Source organism: Burkholderia sp. WP9 (assembly GCF_900104795.1).
Lineage (GTDB): Bacteria > Pseudomonadota > Gammaproteobacteria > Burkholderiales > Burkholderiaceae > Paraburkholderia.
This window is the reverse complement of sequence record NZ_FNTG01000002.1, coordinates 2,583,395-2,599,160: the sequence shown is the minus strand read 5'-3', so window position 1 is coordinate 2,599,160 and position 15,766 is coordinate 2,583,395. Positions and strand designations below refer to the sequence as shown.

At 64.8% G+C, this 15,766-nt stretch carries 17 protein-coding genes; 7 read left to right on the top strand and 10 right to left on the bottom strand.

Features of this window, described 5'->3' with window-relative positions; all coding sequences use genetic code 11:
• The first annotated feature begins 263 nt into the window (after nt 1–263).
• Nucleotides 264–1,031, top strand: coding sequence for a DUF4410 domain-containing protein (locus BLW71_RS32725; RefSeq protein WP_091809157.1), 768 nt, complete (start codon nt 264–266; stop codon nt 1,029–1,031).
• Nucleotides 1,032–1,111: 80 nt separating this feature from the next.
• Here the strand turns inward: BLW71_RS32725 and BLW71_RS32720 are convergent, their stop codons facing one another.
• The 4 genes from BLW71_RS32720 to BLW71_RS32705 form a co-directional block, all read right to left on the bottom strand.
• Entirely contained in the window at nt 1,112–1,789 is a 678-nt protein-coding gene (locus BLW71_RS32720; protein WP_091807015.1) for a RibD family protein, read from the bottom strand.
• Nucleotides 1,790–1,858: 69 nt separating this feature from the next.
• The gene (locus BLW71_RS32715) at nt 1,859–2,482 is read right to left on the bottom strand and encodes an RNA polymerase sigma factor (protein WP_091807013.1); all 624 of its coding nucleotides are present in this window, start codon (nt 2,480–2,482) and stop codon (nt 1,859–1,861) included.
• A gap of 29 nt (nt 2,483–2,511) precedes the next feature.
• Nucleotides 2,512–3,537, bottom strand: a complete 1,026-nt coding sequence (locus tag BLW71_RS32710) for a MerR family transcriptional regulator (RefSeq protein WP_091807011.1) — start codon at nt 3,535–3,537, stop codon at nt 2,512–2,514.
• 414 nt (nt 3,538–3,951) lie between these two features.
• Nucleotides 3,952–5,049, bottom strand: a complete 1,098-nt coding sequence (locus BLW71_RS32705) for an NADH:flavin oxidoreductase/NADH oxidase (protein ID WP_091807008.1) — start codon at nt 5,047–5,049, stop codon at nt 3,952–3,954.
• A gap of 87 nt (nt 5,050–5,136) precedes the next feature.
• Between BLW71_RS32705 and BLW71_RS32700 the strand changes: the two genes are divergently transcribed.
• Entirely contained in the window at nt 5,137–5,466 is a 330-nt protein-coding gene (locus BLW71_RS32700; RefSeq protein WP_091807006.1) for an ArsR/SmtB family transcription factor, read from the top strand.
• Between the two features lie 161 nt (nt 5,467–5,627).
• Here BLW71_RS32700 and BLW71_RS32695 read toward each other — a convergent pair whose 3' ends face one another.
• Together BLW71_RS32695 and BLW71_RS32690 are read right to left on the bottom strand one after the other, a co-directional pair.
• Nucleotides 5,628–6,059, bottom strand: coding sequence for a response regulator (locus tag BLW71_RS32695; protein ID WP_177205154.1), 432 nt, complete (start codon nt 6,057–6,059; stop codon nt 5,628–5,630).
• Between the two features lie 81 nt (nt 6,060–6,140).
• Nucleotides 6,141–7,400, bottom strand: a complete 1,260-nt coding sequence (locus BLW71_RS32690; RefSeq protein WP_091807004.1) for an MFS transporter — start codon at nt 7,398–7,400, stop codon at nt 6,141–6,143.
• A gap of 336 nt (nt 7,401–7,736) precedes the next feature.
• On the opposite strand from BLW71_RS32690, the gene BLW71_RS32685 reads away from it, so the two are divergent.
• The 4 genes from BLW71_RS32685 (at nt 7,737) to BLW71_RS32670 (ending at nt 12,179) form a co-directional block, all read left to right on the top strand.
• Complete coding sequence (locus BLW71_RS32685) at nt 7,737–9,284, top strand: sensor histidine kinase (protein ID WP_091807002.1); 1,548 nt, start codon at nt 7,737–7,739, stop codon at nt 9,282–9,284.
• Nucleotides 9,269–10,636: a sigma-54-dependent transcriptional regulator gene (locus BLW71_RS32680; RefSeq protein WP_091807001.1), complete on the top strand. Its 1,368-nt coding sequence runs from the start codon at nt 9,269–9,271 to the stop codon at nt 10,634–10,636. Before BLW71_RS32685 ends, BLW71_RS32680 begins: the two co-directional genes overlap by 16 nt.
• A 157-nt stretch (nt 10,637–10,793) precedes the next feature.
• On the top strand, nt 10,794–11,561 hold the full coding sequence (locus BLW71_RS32675) for a hypothetical protein (protein WP_177205153.1): 768 nt from the start codon (nt 10,794–10,796) through the stop codon (nt 11,559–11,561).
• 33 nt (nt 11,562–11,594) lie between these two features.
• Nucleotides 11,595–12,179, top strand: a complete 585-nt coding sequence (locus BLW71_RS32670) for a hypothetical protein (protein ID WP_091806998.1) — start codon at nt 11,595–11,597, stop codon at nt 12,177–12,179.
• Between the two features lie 75 nt (nt 12,180–12,254).
• Here BLW71_RS32670 and BLW71_RS32665 read toward each other — a convergent pair whose 3' ends face one another.
• Together BLW71_RS32665 and BLW71_RS32660 are read right to left on the bottom strand one after the other, a co-directional pair.
• Nucleotides 12,255–12,563, bottom strand: coding sequence for a DUF4148 domain-containing protein (locus tag BLW71_RS32665; protein ID WP_091806996.1), 309 nt, complete (start codon nt 12,561–12,563; stop codon nt 12,255–12,257).
• Nucleotides 12,564–12,849: 286 nt separating this feature from the next.
• Nucleotides 12,850–13,080 (bottom strand): hypothetical protein, encoded by a 231-nt coding sequence (locus tag BLW71_RS32660; RefSeq protein ID WP_091806994.1) that lies wholly within the window; start codon nt 13,078–13,080, stop codon nt 12,850–12,852.
• Nucleotides 13,081–13,313: 233 nt separating this feature from the next.
• Here BLW71_RS32660 and BLW71_RS32655 point away from each other — a divergent pair, with 233 nt between their 5' ends.
• Nucleotides 13,314–13,583 (top strand): DUF4148 domain-containing protein, encoded by a 270-nt coding sequence (locus BLW71_RS32655; protein ID WP_091806992.1) that lies wholly within the window; start codon nt 13,314–13,316, stop codon nt 13,581–13,583.
• 70 nt (nt 13,584–13,653) lie between these two features.
• Here the strand turns inward: BLW71_RS32655 and BLW71_RS32650 are convergent, their stop codons facing one another.
• Nucleotides 13,654–15,084, bottom strand: coding sequence for a heavy metal sensor histidine kinase (locus BLW71_RS32650; protein WP_091806990.1), 1,431 nt, complete (start codon nt 15,082–15,084; stop codon nt 13,654–13,656).
• Nucleotides 15,084–15,764 (bottom strand): heavy metal response regulator transcription factor IrlR, encoded by a 681-nt coding sequence (gene irlR / locus BLW71_RS32645; protein WP_091806989.1) that lies wholly within the window; start codon nt 15,762–15,764, stop codon nt 15,084–15,086. Before irlR ends, BLW71_RS32650 begins: the two co-directional genes overlap by 1 nt.
• Nucleotides 15,765–15,766: the final 2 nt, after the last annotated feature.

Genomic DNA, 15,766 nt, shown 5'->3' with positions numbered 1-15,766 from the left:
GTCCAATAACGCTTGCGACGCGCGAAAGCCCCGCGCGGCACCTCTTGCCGCCGTGACACAGGACGAAATAATTGTTGGATGGAGTTCGGGAAGTGACTCACCCATACTTCGTTTCGCTGCCGGTGCGGATGAAACAGAACGCATGAGATCAAGGGTGCTTCACGTGCGAGACGACTCGCCGATGATCAACGATCCTACGGTTGCCCGATCATCGGAAGAACGGCTCGACCATACCGGCACCGCGTGCCGACGACAGGATGAACATGTTGACTTCAGTGAAATTCCTCAAAAGAAATGCCACCCGTTTTGCCTGCATGGCGATGGTCTGCTGCGGCGCTCTGCTGACCGGCTGCGCGAGCGGCAGCATCGACCATGCAAGCGAGACGAGCACGCCGGTCCATGTGCGGCCGGACAACATTTATGTCTACACTTTCGACGCCAGCCCCGGCCAGGTGAAACTGGATGGCGGCATGATGCAGAAAGTGAAGACTCAACTCGAAGGTTCGTCCGCTGCGCAAAAGCAGGCCGCCGACGCCGCCGCAGTCCGCGAGCAGGTCGCCAACGAAATCGTGCATCAATTGCAATCGATGGGTCTGCGTGCGATCCGCTCCGACGTTCCCGCGCCAGCCGATCAGAACGTGCTGCTTGTGCAAGGCAGCTTTGATACGATCGACTCGGGCAACCGTCGCCGCCGCATGCTGATCGGCCTCGGCGCGGGCAAGAGCGAAGTGACGAGTTCGGTGCAGATTCTGTATAAGCCCGCGGGCGGTGCGCCGCGACTGGTGCAAACCTTCAATGCCAGCGCGGACAGCGGCAAGGCGCCGGGCATGGTGGAGACGGCGGGTGTGGGTGCGGCGGCCGGCAGTGTAGCGACTTCGGCGGCGGCGGGTGGCGGCTTGCATGCCGTAACCGAAACCCAACGCGCCGGTGTGTCGGCGGACGCGAAGCGCCTCGCGGACGCCGTCGCCAAACAGATCGGTGAGATTGGCGTGAGCGGCGGCTGGCTCTCGACCGCACACGCGCAAGGCTGATAACCGCTTATCCCTGTGCACTGAAAATAATGCGAACGGCCGGCGGCAGAGTGACTTCGATTTCACTCTGCCGCGCGCTTTCAGGCTTTCGTATAGCGCAACCAGACAGCGTCGTGTTCCGTCTTTTCAACGGACGTGAGTTTCAGATAGGCGGGCGCTTGCCACTTCTGCATCGCCACTTCGAACGAAGAAGGATGTTCGCTGCGGCCGTCCACCAGCGGCAGAATCAACACGCTCACTTCGTCGACCAGACCCGCGTTCACGAATGCCCCGCTCACGTGCGAGCCGCCCTCCACGATCAGCTTTTTGACCCCGAGTTCGCGCGCCAGTGTCTGCACCACCGCGTCGAGATCGAGCTCGGACTCGCCACCGAAAACGTATGAGACGCCGATCGATTGCAGGTAAGCGAGGTAGTCGTCGGCGACCTGCTCGGTCAGTACTTCGATCACGTGCGACTTGAGCGCGGTGTTGCTCTTCCACGCCACGCGCCCCTGCGGATCGATTGAAATCGCGTATTGATCCGCTTTGCGCTCCACAAAGTGATCGGTGCGCGGCACCGGGCCCCTGGTGAGCCCCTTCGGATAGTCCTCGCCGTGCGAAATTTCCTGCATGGTCACTCGCCCGCAAATCCAACCGTCGGCTTCGAAAGTGGCGGCGGTGTTTTCGTACAGGTCGGACGCATAGTCGAGATGCCAGCCGTCGGTCAAACTGCGGCCGTCGAGCGAGGACATCATGTGCGCGACGATATAGGGTTTCATGCGTGAAGCCTCCGTATCAGGTCAATGAGAAGACCTTGCAGCAAGAGGCGTTCCGCAAATCCTGCAGTATCAGTAGATGCCGCCGCGATGCGGCGCGTGGCGAGCCTCGGCCATGCTGCGCAGCGACTCCAGCCCGCGGCTGATCCAGGTTTTGACCGTACCGATCGGCGCGTCCAGCGTATGCGCGATTTCCGATTGCGACTGCCCGCGAAAATAGGCGAGCGCAATCGCCTGGCGCTGAACCGGCGTCAATCGGCCCAGGTAGGACGACAGGCGCTCGGCGTCGAGCGAAAACTCGTGCGAGAGGTCCGGCTCGGCCTCGCCCGCGGCAATGCGTTCGTCCAGTTCTTCGACGTACACACCCCCGTAGGGATTGCGCCGCAAGTAATCGAGCGCCTGGTTCTTCACGATGCTCGACATCCAGGTAGACGGCGAGGCCTTGCCGGGATCGTACGAGCCGGCGAAGCGCCAGATCTTGATGAAGCCGTCCTGCAGCACTTCTTCCGCGGATTCGCTGGTGCGGGTCACGCGCACGGCGAGGCCGAAAAGCGACGGCGCGGACGTCCGGTAAAGCGTCTCGAACGCTCTCGCGTCGCGCCGTGAAACACGCTCGAGGAGCGCCGCGAGATGCGCGCTCTTTTCGTCCAGTGCGGGCGCGCTGAAGGTCGCGTCCGTCGAAGCATCATGTGACATGGCACATCCTCCGAAACGGTGTGCGCGTGCTAGTCCTGAACGGCTTGCGGCGGCTGCGCGCCGGCAAACCAGCCTTCTTCCCGCGCCACTCGCTCGAGCGCCGCTTCAACCATCGCGCAAGCCCGGTTGCTGACGTCGCCCAGATAGCGGTGCAACGCGGCGTCCTGCGCCGAGCGCGACGTACACGCGTCGCTGTAGCGCTCGAACGCCGACAGTTTCATGACCAGTTCTGCAAGGTGGCGCGGACATTCGCACGAAATCGTCGAAGAACGGCTGGCAATGGCTTCCAGTTCGCGGTCGTCGTAGCGACGGCGCACGCGCGCCCATACGGCGTCGTCGCCGGTGCGCTCCTGAATGCGGGTTCGTTCGCAGAGGTCCCCGAGCATCTGACGGAATTCCGTCCGGCTGTCGGGCTCGCGATAGAGACGCACGCCCGCCACACGCAAAATCTCCGCCGCCGGGCCGGTGCCGAAGCCGTAGACGACCGCGATCGCTTTCGCGCGGACCGCGTCGCCGAGCGCGATGATCTGCGACGCGACTTCCTCCTGCAATGAATCGACGCTGACGAGCAGTGCGTCGATCGGCTCGCGGCGCTCACTGGTCGTACCGGCGCTGGCGAGATCGAGGTCGGCGAAAGTGACGAGTTCGTTCACGCCGTAAGGCCGCAAATCGACACCCGATGCTTCCAGTCGCTGCGCGAGGTTGCCGCCCACGAGAGCCAGCCGGAGATCGGCGGACTCGGCGAACGGCATGTCGGTCGCGCCGCCGCTTTCACGCCCGCTGCGCGCGGCCAGAAACTGCAGTTGCTCGCGATCGAGCCGCGCGATCGCGCCGATCGCGTGGCCGCGACTCACCAGCAGTTTGATCAGGCTGAGTCGCCTGACGTCGTCTTCCGAGTACAGACGCTGGCCTGACGCGGTTTTGGCCGGTCCAACCACGCCGTAACGACGCTCCCAGATCCGCAACGTCGTGACCGGCATTTTTGCCAAACGCGCCGCTTCGCCGCTTCTGTAACCCTGTTGACCTGTGGTTTGCTCGTCGGATGAAGTCACCATGACACCCTTGATGGTCAAATTGAAACAAGCATACGCGTATTTGAGCCAGCTTGAAACGATTTATCGACTCATTATGAGTAATTGAAACGGATTTTTGATGCGCTTACTGTCATTTCGGCGTCGTTCGATTAGCCGCGAGACGGGTGCGGCGGCCCGTGCGGGTCGTGAAGTAGACGGGGAGTGGTCTGTGCGGCGCACGGCCGAGTTGGGGCGCGGGCGGGCCGGAGGGCCGGAGGGCGGGCGGGCCGGAGGGCCGGAGGACCGGAGGACTGGCGGAAAGGCGGAAAGGCGGAAAGGCGGAAAGGCGGAAAGGCGGAAAGGCGGAAAGGCGGAATATAGGTTATCCCGCCTGCCCCGGCACATGAACCGCCGGGGCAAACAGCACATCGATACAACGCGACGCGAGACGGAAACTCAGGCGACAGCGTAGCGTTCGAGCCAATGCGCGTAAGGCGCCGGCAGCGTCCACGACGCTCGCTCGATACCTAGCTTCTTCGCCGCATGGTACGGCCAGTGCGGATCGGCCAGATGCGCGCGGCCGACCATCACCAGATCCAGTTGCCCGTTCTTCACCGAACGGTCCGCCAGTTCCGGCGTATCGATGCCCCATGCCGACGAAACCGGGATGCCCGCTTCGCGGCGCACACGTTCCGCGATCGGCGCGAGAAACGCCGGCGCCCACGGAATCGCCGCTTTCGGCGTGGAGAAGCCCACGCTGACGCTGAGCATGTCCAGCCCTTCGCGCTTAAAATTCTTCGCGAGTTCGATGGACTCGGCGAGAGTCTGCTCGTCGCGGCCGTCGTACTCGATCACGCCGAAACGCGCCGTCAACGGCAGATGCTCCGGCCACACCTTGCGCACCGCCGCCAGCGTTTCCAGCAGGAAGCGGCTGCGGTTGTCGAGACTGCCGCCGTAAGCGTCGTCACGCTGATTCGAGTGGGTCGAGAAAAAGCTCTGGCCGAGATAGCCGTGCGCAAAATGCAGTTCGAGCCACTCGAAGCCCGCGTCACGCGCCCGCCTCGCGGCGGCGACGAAATCCTCGCGAACGCGCGCAATGTCATCGAGCGTCATGGCCTTCGGCACCTTGGGCAAATTGCCGCCGAACGCGATTGCCGACGGTGCGATGGTTTGCCAGCCGCGGCTGTCATCGTCGGCGATGTGATCGTCGCCTTCCCACGGACGATTGGCGCTGGCTTTGCGGCCCGCGTGGCCGATCTGGATGCCCGGCACCGAACCCGCCGCCTTGATCGACGCGACCACCGGCGCGAAAGCCTGTGCCTGCTCGTCAGTCCAGATACCGGCGCAGCCCGGCGTGATGCGGCCTTCAGGCGACACGGCCGTCGCCTCGACGATCACCAGCCCGGCGCCGCCGCGCGCAAGACCGGCCAGGTGGACGCGGTGCCAGTCGTTGATCAGGCCGTCCTCGGCCGTGTACTGGCACATTGGCGGAATGGCGATCCGGTTGCGCAGGGAAACGTCTTTGAGCTTGTACGGCTGAAACAATGCGGACATCGTGCAAAACTCCTTTGGACTTGCTTGTACGGTAGTTCGATAAACATCGAATAACCAAGTATCTCAGAAACCTTTATCATTTGCAGGATGCGCACTTATAACCATCCCGCCGCTGAGGACTTCACGCTCGGACGGCTGTTTCATGCCTTGAGCGATCCGGTTCGCCTGGAGATCGTCCGCCGGTTGTCGTCGGTCGAAGAAGCTACCTGCGGCGATCTCGACGGGGGCCGCCCCAAATCGAGCGTGTCCCATCACTTCCGGATCCTGCGTGAGGCCGGTCTGGTGCGCACACGCGTGGCCGGCACCGTGCATCAGAATTCGCTGCGGCGCGCGGAACTGGACAGCCGGTTTCCGGGCTTGATGGAGGCGATTCTCCGGCAGATCGTCGCGGAGCCGGCGTTGAGCGAGCCGGCTTGACCGGTTCGGGTTGACGCCTGTCGCTGAGCCCGGCCGGCTTCATACGGCGCCGTTAACGCCTCAAAGATCGTCCGCGGGTTTCCAAAGCGTCGCGCGCACCGCGCCGGCCCAGCATCGCCCCTCCCGAAACCGCTCAACTAAAGCGCCTCGATCCGCCGCCGCTATTCGCGCCAGAACTTGCGCATCAGCGCCAGCAGCGCGCTCGGGGACGTGCCTTTTTGACAATAGCCGTCGAAATTGTGACGTGCCTTACCGGTTTCCTTGACGTGATCCTCATCGAGGGAAGTGAACGCGACAATGCCCAGACTGTGCGTCGGCAAATAACTGCGCAGAGCGCTCGCGGTTTCATAACCGTCGCGCTCCGGCATCATGATGTCGAGCACCACGACGTCGGGCACCCAGTCGCGCACGCAACGCAACGCCTGCTCGCAGCCGTTTGCGGCGCGGGCTTCGACGCCTTCGTAGGAGAGATAGGTGGCGAGCGCTTCGGCGGCGCCGACGTTGTCGTCCACGACCAGGACGCGCGGCACTTCGTGCAGTATCCGGATCTCGCGGGCGCTCCACCGTTGGCAAGTAGAGGAAGTTCGAGGCATATGCGGCAACTTGCGAAAAGAACTCCCTCGCCCAGCAAGCTCCGTACCATCAGACGACGCAGTCACCCGCGGATGTAACTGTCACGACGCGGGCGAGGCTGCCTCGATCGCGTCGCGCGCTGCTCCACCATCAGCCGCGCAGGCGTGCCTGACCGTCGCCCCGAAACTCAGCCACAACACCAGCGAGCCGGTCGACACCGCGCCGAGCGCGATGAACGCGGCGGGATAACCGAAACGGTGCGCGAGAATCCCGCCCAAAGCCGGACTCAACGCAGCGCCGGCGGCCTGCACGGTCATCACGACGCCCTGCCCGACGTTCACGCGCCCGCTGCCTTCCAGCAAGCGGACCACCAACGCCGGCACCGCGACGCTCTGCAATCCCGCGCCGATGCCGTCGAGCGCTTGCACCGGCCACACGCCCCACGCATGAATCACCGACGCGGCGATCAGCCCGCGTACCGGCAGTGCAAGGAAGGTCAGCAGGATCACCCACCAGTAGCCGCGCCAGCGGATCAGCCGGGTCGCCAGCATCGCGGCCGCGACCATCACGAGTTGCGCGATCACGATGGTCTGCGCGGTGAACGCGCTCGGCTCGCCCTGATGGGCGGCGACGATCGCGAGGCCGTAGAGCGGCAACATGGCCGCATTGCCCAGGTGGAACAGGCCGAGCGCGGCGGCCAGCAGCAACAACGGCCGCGATTGCAGCAGAACCCGCAGGCCGCTCGCCGGAGCGCCGGCAGCGGCAGGCTCGCCGGCGGTCGCCTTTGCATCGGCGCCCCGCGCGACATCGTGATCGATCGCGTCGGCCGGAATCGACGACACGGCCACGATCGACAGCAGGCCGAACAGCGCGCTCAGCACGAACACCGCGCCGAAGCCGTAACGCCAGCCCAGCCAGCCGGACAGCGCTGCCGCGACGACATTGCCGCCATGATTGGCCACCTGGTTGCGGCCGAATTGCCGGTCGAAACCGTGCTGCCGGACCATGCCGAGCGTCATACCGGCCAGCGCCGGGCCGATCGCCGCGCCGGTGACCGCGGTCGCCACCTGCGACGCCGCCACCATCCAGTAGCCATGTGAGATCCACAGCAAGCCGGAAGCGAGCATGGTCATCAGCCCCGCGATCACGACGAGACTGCGCTTATGGCGCGTCGCATCCACCAGCGCGCCGGCCGGCGAAGTGGCGAGCATGCCGGCGATGCCGCCGATGGTCATGACCGTGCCGATCTGATCGGCGCCCCAGCCGCGCGCTTGCAGGAACACGCCGAGAAATGGTCCGATGCCCGCCTGCACGTCGGCCACGAAAAAATTCAACGCTTCGAGCGCGCGCCGGCCTTTCACAACGCACCTCGTGCGGTGGACGCATTGCGTGCGGCGCATGGCGAACGGCTCGACCGTATCGGCTTGATCATGGGGACGACTCCACTGGCGAGAAATGCCGGGATGGCGGCCAGCCTTACGCAACTCACATGCCATTGGTGCGTGCGCCGCCGCGAGTGGGTCATGCCGCTCGACGCTGCCCGGGCGCTGTCCGTTTCGTGGACAAACGCTGTCCAGCAGCGCAACAGACGACCTGCCGACGCCCCATTCAAGCGAATCTCGACTCGCCGGTCGCGAAAGGCGCAGCACAGGCTGAATTCTTGCTACTGTTTAGCTCCCATCCTTCCCGGCGCACTCATGACCGCAGTTCCCCGACGTTTATCGTTCGCCAGTCAGTTGGTGGTTTTCTGGTTGCTGGTCGCGATAATGTGCGCGGTCCTGATCGGGCTCGTCTGGTTCATGGCGCAGGCCAATCTCGGCCGCCAGATCGGCCTTGCGCGGCAGCAGGGGCTGGCCGGCTGCGAGACGATCGGGTCGCGCTACGACCTGTCGATCGACCGCACACCCCAGCCTCCCGCCGCGCCGCGCGCCGCTCAAACCGGGACTCCGCCCGCCGCCACGCCGACCGTCCCACCCGCCGTGCCGAACACGGACCTGATGCACGCGATCCTCGACATCGTGCTCGCGCAGATGGAGGGCGTGGAAGGCGGCTTCTGGCGGCCGGACGGCGCGGCACGCGGCAGCTTCGATGCTTACGCGTTTCCGACCTACCAGGGCAGCGGCATCAAACGCGACATCCCCGATGCCGAGACGCCGCTGATCCTGCGCACGCTGCGCGCGGCGTCCACCAGCCGCGCGGCGGCATCCGATTTCGTCGAAGGCCAGCAGGACGCCGTGATCGTCACCGCCTGTCCGGTGCCGCATCGGGAAGGCCTGTTCGCCTGGACGCTGTCGCGCGTGCATCCGCCGCTTGGGTCCTCCGGCAAAACGCTCGTCACGACGCTCGCGGTGCTGCTCGCGGTGATCGTCGGGATTGCGATCGCCCTCGGCGTTCTGCTGCGTCGCTGGCGCGCCAACCTCGCGCGCATCGAAGCCAGCCTGAGCCGGCCCGCCGACTTGTTCACGCCGATCGCGCCGACGGGCGAGCCGGACCTCGACAAGATCGTCCAGGCGTTCAACGCCTATGGCGCGCGTGCCACGTCGTTGCAGCAGCAAGCCGGCGAACTGCATACGCAGCTCGCGGCCGCGGAACGCTTCGCGGCGATCGGCCGCTTCTCCGCGCAAATGGCGCACGAGATCCGCAATCCGATCGGCGCGATGCGGCTCAAGGCGGAAAACGCGCTGAATGGCGACGTCGAACGCAAACAGCGCGCCCTCTGCACGATCCTCGAACAGATTCAGCGCGTGGAGCGCCAGCTTTCCGGTCTGCTGGCGTTGACCCAGCCCGTGCGGATCGAAGCCCATAGTGTCGACTTGCGCCTATGGCTCGCCGAACGCGTGGAATGGCATCATGACGCGGCGGCGCGGGCCGGCATCGCACTGGCGCTGGCTTACGCGGACGGCCTTCCCGCGCAAGCTACTTTCGATGCCGATCAACTGGCGCGCGCGATCGATAATCTGATCCTCAACGCTCTGCGCCACACGCCATCCGGCGGCCATGTAACGCTGAGCGCGGCGCGCGCCGCCGACACGCTGCGAATCGAAGTCGCCGACGACGGTCCCGGTGTGCCTCCCGCCGAGCGCGAGCGCATCTTCGAGCCGTTCGTGACCGGCCACGCCGCCGGCTCGGGGCTCGGCCTCGCGGTGGTACGCGAGATCGCTGCCGCGCATGGCGGCAGCGCCTTTTACGAAGCGCGCGAGCGCGGTGCCTGTTTTGTGATCGAGATCCCATGGCGCACATCCTGATCGTCGACGACGACGACGCCTTCCGCGAAAGCCTGGCTGAAACGCTAGGCGACCTTGGCCATGTCGTCGCGCAAGCCGGCAGCGGCCACGACGCGCTTGCCGTGTTAGCCGGCAACGCGCGCGTGGACTGCATGTTTCTCGACATCCGAATGGCGGACCTGAGCGGCATCGAAGTACTCGAACGTCTGCGCGGGATACCGGCGCGCGAGACACTGCCGGTAGTCGTGCTGACCGCCTTCGCCACCAGCGACAACACCATTCACGCGATGCGGCTCGGCGCCTTCGAGCACCTGACCAAGCCGGTGGGGCGCGACGCCATCGCATCCCTGCTCGGCAAGATCGAAGCCTCGAATCGCGGCTCGCCGGGCCCCGCATTGCCGCTGTCGCACGAGGAAACCGGCGACGCCGGCACGCCTCGCCTGCTGGGCAACAGCGAAGCGTTGCGCGACGCGCAAAAGCAGATCGGCCGCGCTGCCGCCACGGAGTCGACCGTTCTGATCACGGGCGAAACCGGCACCGGCAAGGAGGTCGCGGCACGCGTGCTGCACGATGCGTCGCGGCGCCGGCATGCGCCGTTCGTTGCGATCAACTGCGCGGCGATTCCCGCCGAACTTCTGGAGAGCGAACTATTCGGCCACGCCAAAGGCGCGTTCACGGGCGCGGTGGCGCAGCGAGCCGGCCGCATCGCCGAGGCGAACGGCGGCACGCTGTTTCTCGACGAAATCGGCGACCTGCCGTTGCCGATGCAGGCCAAGCTGTTGCGCGTGATTCAGGAACGCACGCTCACGCCGGTCGGCAGCAACGCAAGCGTCGCTATCGACGTGCGGATCGTAGCCGCTACGCACCGCGACCCCGCAGCGGAAGTGGCGGCGCGCACCTTTCGCGAGGACCTGTTCTACCGGCTCAACGTGATTCCGATTCACCTGCCGCCGTTGCGAGATCGTCCCGACGACATTCTCCCGCTCGCCGCGCATTTTCTCGTAGCCGCCGCGCATCTTGCCGGTCCGGCGCGGACCTTGAGCGGCGATGCCGAGCGGCGGCTTCTCGCCTATGCATGGCCCGGCAACGTCCGCGAGTTGAAGAACGCGATGGAGCGAGTCGCCGCACTCGCGCGCGGTCCGCTCGTCACCGCGGACGATCTGGCTTTTCTCAATGCGCCGCGCGCCGGCGTGAGCGAGATTCCGAGCGCGCTGCTCGATCTGCCGCTGCCGCAGGCGATCGAGTGGCTGGAGCGCGCCGCGATCGAACGCGCATTGCAGCAGACCGTGGGCAATCGCGCTGAAGCGGCGCGCCGCCTCGGTATCAGCCGTCAGTCGCTCTATACGAAGATCGCTGCCTACAAGCTCGGCTGAAGCGCTCGCCGGTGTCCAGCCGGCTGACACCGGCTGTCCAGCGAGACGACGGCCACGCTGGCATGGCACAGCGCAAAGCCTTATGCGACAAGCCGTAGCGGCATGGCACAGTGGTTGCGAATACTCCTGTACGACATTGCAGTCGAAGGAGTCAACGATGAACCATCTCAACCCGATCGCGCGCGTAGCGGCCGCGCTCACTGTCATTGCGGCGACGGCAGCCTGCGCTGCCCAACCCGTGCCGCGAGCTTTGGACGGTGCGCCGATGGCACCACCCGCGCCGAGATCCGCCGCACCGATGCCGCCACCCGCGCCTGCCGCCGACGCACCCATGCCGCCACCGCCACCGCTCGCTGGCCCGCGTGATGGCGTTCCCACAACAGTAAGTGGCGTAGTGCGGCGTTTCGTGATCAATCCGGAGGGCGATGTCGACGGCATGCTGCTCGCTGACAACACGCTCGTCCGGTTCCCGCCGCATCTCGGCACTCAGGTGGCCGCCACGATCGCGCCCGGCGCGAGCGTCAATGTGAATGGCTTCGCGCAGGCGAGCGGAACGCTGCGCGCCGGCCAGATCGCCGACACGAAAAGCGGCCGCAGCATTGTCGATCAACCGCCGCCGCCCGATGCGCAACGGCTGCCGAAATCGCTCGCCGGTGTCGGACTCGTGAAGCTCGACGCCGCGGGCCGCGTGCTGCGCGTCACCAGCGCGCCGCGCGGCGAGCCCGACGGCGTGCTTCTCATCGACGGTACGGTCATCAAGCTCACGCCGGCCGCGGCCGCGCGATTCACGAACCTGTTGCAACCGGGCGCAATGGTCGCGGCGCAAGGCTATGGCACACGTAATCGCTACGGTGAATCGCTGCAGGCGACCGCGTTCGGTACGCCCGGCAATCTCACGGTGCTCTATGGCGACCTGCCCAGGTAATCCCAATCCATCATTCGAACGAGGAGCTTCACCATGCATTGGATCGATCCCGCCTGCCTGCCCGAAACGCGCGGCAAAGTCGTGCTGTTTCTGCTCAACCCGCACGGCAATGCCGACGGCTTCATTCTTCAGCACGCGGACGGTGTGCAACAACAGGTGCATTTCCCGCCGCATCTCGGCAAACAGATCACACGCCACGTCACACCGGGCGACACAGTGCGCGTACGCGGCGTGAAACCGCGTGGCGCCGATCTGATCGCCGCGGTCTCACTGACGACCCGGCAAGGCGCCGAGATCGTCGACGAAGGCCCCGCGCCGCACGATCATGGCCCGAAGCATGAACACGGCCACGAACTCCACGGCGAACCGATGGACGTGCAAGGCGAAGTCATCATGCCGCTTTATGGGCCGAAGGGCGAGCTGCGCGGCGCGCTGCTGGAAGACGGCACCTCGCTGCGTATGCCGCCGCATGCCGCCAGCGAACTCGTCGAGTATCTGACGCCGGGCGTGCATGTACAGGCGTGGGGGCGTGGCGTGAAAAACAAGGATGGGTGCACGGTGGACGTTCACGACATCGCCGAACTGGTCGACGAGGTTGCCGGGCACGCAGGCCTCTAGAAACAGCATGCGTTTCGGCATGACTGCGATCCCGCCGTTAGCAGCGCGGGCTCGCAGTCTCACGCATCACGCAGATCACGGATGGTCGTACATCGCATTCCAGTCCGCTTTGGAAACGGCCGGACGTCCCGCGTCCGACGAGCCGCTCGTGCCACCGCCGAAACCTGTCGCGGCATGACGTGCCGCCACCTTGGCTTCAGCGGCCTGAATATCGGCCGGATAGGTCGGATCTTCACCGCGCGCCGGGTTGTAACCCGCCTGCTCCAGTTCGATCAGTTCGGCGCGCACTTGCGCACGTGTGAGCGGCTGGTTCGATTGAGCGAACACGGCAACCGGCGCGGCAAGAGCAGCGGCAACTACAACGGCTTGAATAAGCGACTTCATGATGACTCTACCTCCAGACTTTGCTTTGTCCTGCTACGAACAACCCTGTTCGCAACTCGGTGATGACAGTCTAGAAAGGTGAGCCATCGAGAGTAAGGGCCGCCAGTGGGGAGGATTGTTTCCGAATCTGGAGAAACGGTGGTGGGTCGAGTGTCTAGCAGCGAGAATCGCGAATTTGCCAAAGACCGGTATCGGCATGCCTTCGACAAGATCCGCGCGGCATGCGGAAAACGACGGCGTGTGTGAACGTGACGGCGCTCATATGAGGCGAGTCACGCAGATAGCGCTATCGACGCGGGAAGACACACAGATGCGTCTTCACATACAGATTCGGATTGCCGCAGCGATGGCCCGCATAGTCGATCTGCTCGCCCGGCGCGAGATCCGCCGCCTCCTCCGTTTGTGTCGAGGCCGATTTGCTCGCGGATGCCGGCGACTTGCCACTGTTACTCGCACATCCGGCGAGACTCGCGGCAAGGAAGGCCGCGAGGGAATACTTCAACGTGAATGCACGCATGTTTCGCCGCCCGGACGCTCGTGACAGAAGACGTGTCATCCTGCTCCACGAAGGTCGCCGCCAGTCTCACGCCGACATGACAAAAATCTCATGCGGGCCGCAGCGGTTATCACTGCTTCGATATGCCGGCACGTGACAGTTTTCTCATGTCGCGGTCACGATGGCACACCGCCTGCGATCCATACTGCGCTCATGGATCGCCGACCGGTGGTCATCACTAAGGAGGTTTCAATATGAACGCCAAGCTCTACACCCTATGCGTTGTCGCCATGACGATGATCGGCGCGGCCTCTCAGGTTGCGCAGGCACAAGGCAAGTCCCGCGCTCAGGTGAACCAGGAACTGGTTCAGGCTCAGCATGACGGTGTGATTCCAAACAGCAAGACCCAATATCCGCCCAGTGCCGACAGGATTGCCCGCAACAAGGAGTTGCACGCCATCACCTGGCATGCGGGCGAAACGACACCGCCGGTGGATCATCACGACAGCATCGCGGCCCGATAGCCGCGCGCGCCGCCGGGAGCAGTGACCCGGCGGCGCGTCTGATTGCGAGTGTGCCGCCGAACGCGTTCTCTCAATCCTTGCGCACGGCGCCGCGGGTCACCGGCATGCTCAGGTCGTGACGCCGGGGAAAACGCAACCAGAAGCGGGTTCGAACGTAGGGCTGGCTCTCGCACCCGCAGTGTCCCGCGTGATTGTTCATAATCGATTTCACGATCGCGAGGCCAAGCCCTGTGCCAGAGGCCGAGCCTTGCCGCGAAGGGTCGACACGATAAAACCGCTCGAAGATGCGCTTGAGATGATGCGCCTCGATACCAGGTCCCGAGTCCGACACGGTCAGCGTGGTTGAATTCGCCTCTTCCTTGCAGTCGATAGTAATGGTGCTGCCCTTCGGCGCCTGCACGAGCGCGTTCGACAGCAGATTGCTGAGCGCCCGTTGAAACAGAAGCAGATCGGCATGCACCGTACCCTGCCCCGTCACCTCGATCCTCACCTGCGCGTCTTCGGCCATCGGCTCGTAATAGCCGGCGACGCGTTCGGCTTCCGCGGCTGCGTCGAGCGCGCGCAGGGACAAGGCCGCATCAGCCTGCTCCGAGCGCGCGAGGAACAGCATGTCCTCGATCATGCGCGACAGTCGTTGATACTCATCCACGCTCGATTCGATCACGTCGCGGTAGTCCTCCGCGGTCCGAGGTTGCGACAGCGCCACCTGAGCGGCGGCGAGCAGATTGGTTAGCGGCGTGCGCATATCGTGCGCCAGATTGGAGGAGAACTGACTGAGCCGGGTGAACGACTCGTCGAGCCGCGCCAGCATGCCGTTGAAGGCCTGCTCCAGCTCCTTCAATTCCCCCGACGCATCGAGTTCCGGCAAAGGTTGCGCGAGGCGGCTGGTCGACATCGCCTCAGCCTGGGCTGCCAGCCTGCGCAGCGGGAGCAAGCCCAGCGTGGCGATCCCGTAGGCGAACGCGGCGGCGAGAATCACACCGAACACTTCGATGATGACCGCCGTATAGGCGTGCGCCCGTAACAGCGCCCGGTCATTGGTTCTATCGTACTGAACGGCGATGCGCACCCACCGCCCCGTCGCGGCGTCGAGCGGCACCATGGCGACGAGGTAGCGAAGGTTCAAGTCGGCGCGTGTCAGTTCGGTGCTGGCCTCGCTCGCGCGGGTTGCGAGAATCGGCGCGTACGACTGAAACCCAGGCGTGCTGACGAGGCGTTGGCCCGCCGTATCGTAGACAGCGAGCGCCATGTTCTGGTGGCCGTGTAGCAAGTCGATCCACGTCTGTGCGTCGCGGACGATATCCTCGATGTTCTGACTTCCGGCCAGATGCGACTCCAGCGCCGCCAAAGTGCCGGACATGAGCTCGGTCGAGGTGGACTCCAGGCGGCTGCGCAGCGCGCCATACAGCGCGAGGCCGCTCAACGCGAGAATGACCGATGTCGACAGAATGATCAGGACAGTCAGCCGCGACTGGAGCGTTCTTGACACCGCGCCTCTCATTAATTGCTACCGCCTCTGACTTCCAGCACGTATCCCATGCCTCTCACCGTATGAATGAGCTTGGGTTCGTAGGCGTCGTCGACCTTGGAGCGCAGCCTCCTGATTGCCGAATCCACCACGTTCGTATCGCTGTTGAAGTTCATGTCCCACACCTGCGAGGCGATCGTCGCGCGGGGCAGGATCTCCCCTTCCTTGCGCATGAGCAGCCACAGCAGCGTGAACTCCTTCGCGGTCAGCAGGATCACGTCGCCCTGACGGGTCGCCTTGCGCCGCGTCAGGTCCAGTTCAAGATCGGCGACCTGCAGCGACATGGATTCGCGTGGCTTTCCGCGCCTGAGGATCGATCTGACGCGCGCCACCAGTTCGACGAAGTCGAACGGCTTCGCGAGATAGTCGTCGGCACCGAGTTCCAGCCCCTTGACGCGGTCTCCCACGTCGTCGCGTGCGGTGAGAAACAGCACCGGCGTGGACCGTGTGCGGCGAAGATTCTTCAGTAGCGTCCAGCCGTCCTGTCCCGGCAGCATCACGTCGAGGATCAGCAGGTCGTAGTCTTCCGACTCCGCCTGGTGCTGACCCGTGACGCCGTCTTCGGCCCAATCGACGACGTATCCCGCCTCCGACAAGCCTTTGCGAAGATAGGCGCCGGTCTTCGGCTCGTCTTCCACTAACAGAATCCGCATGC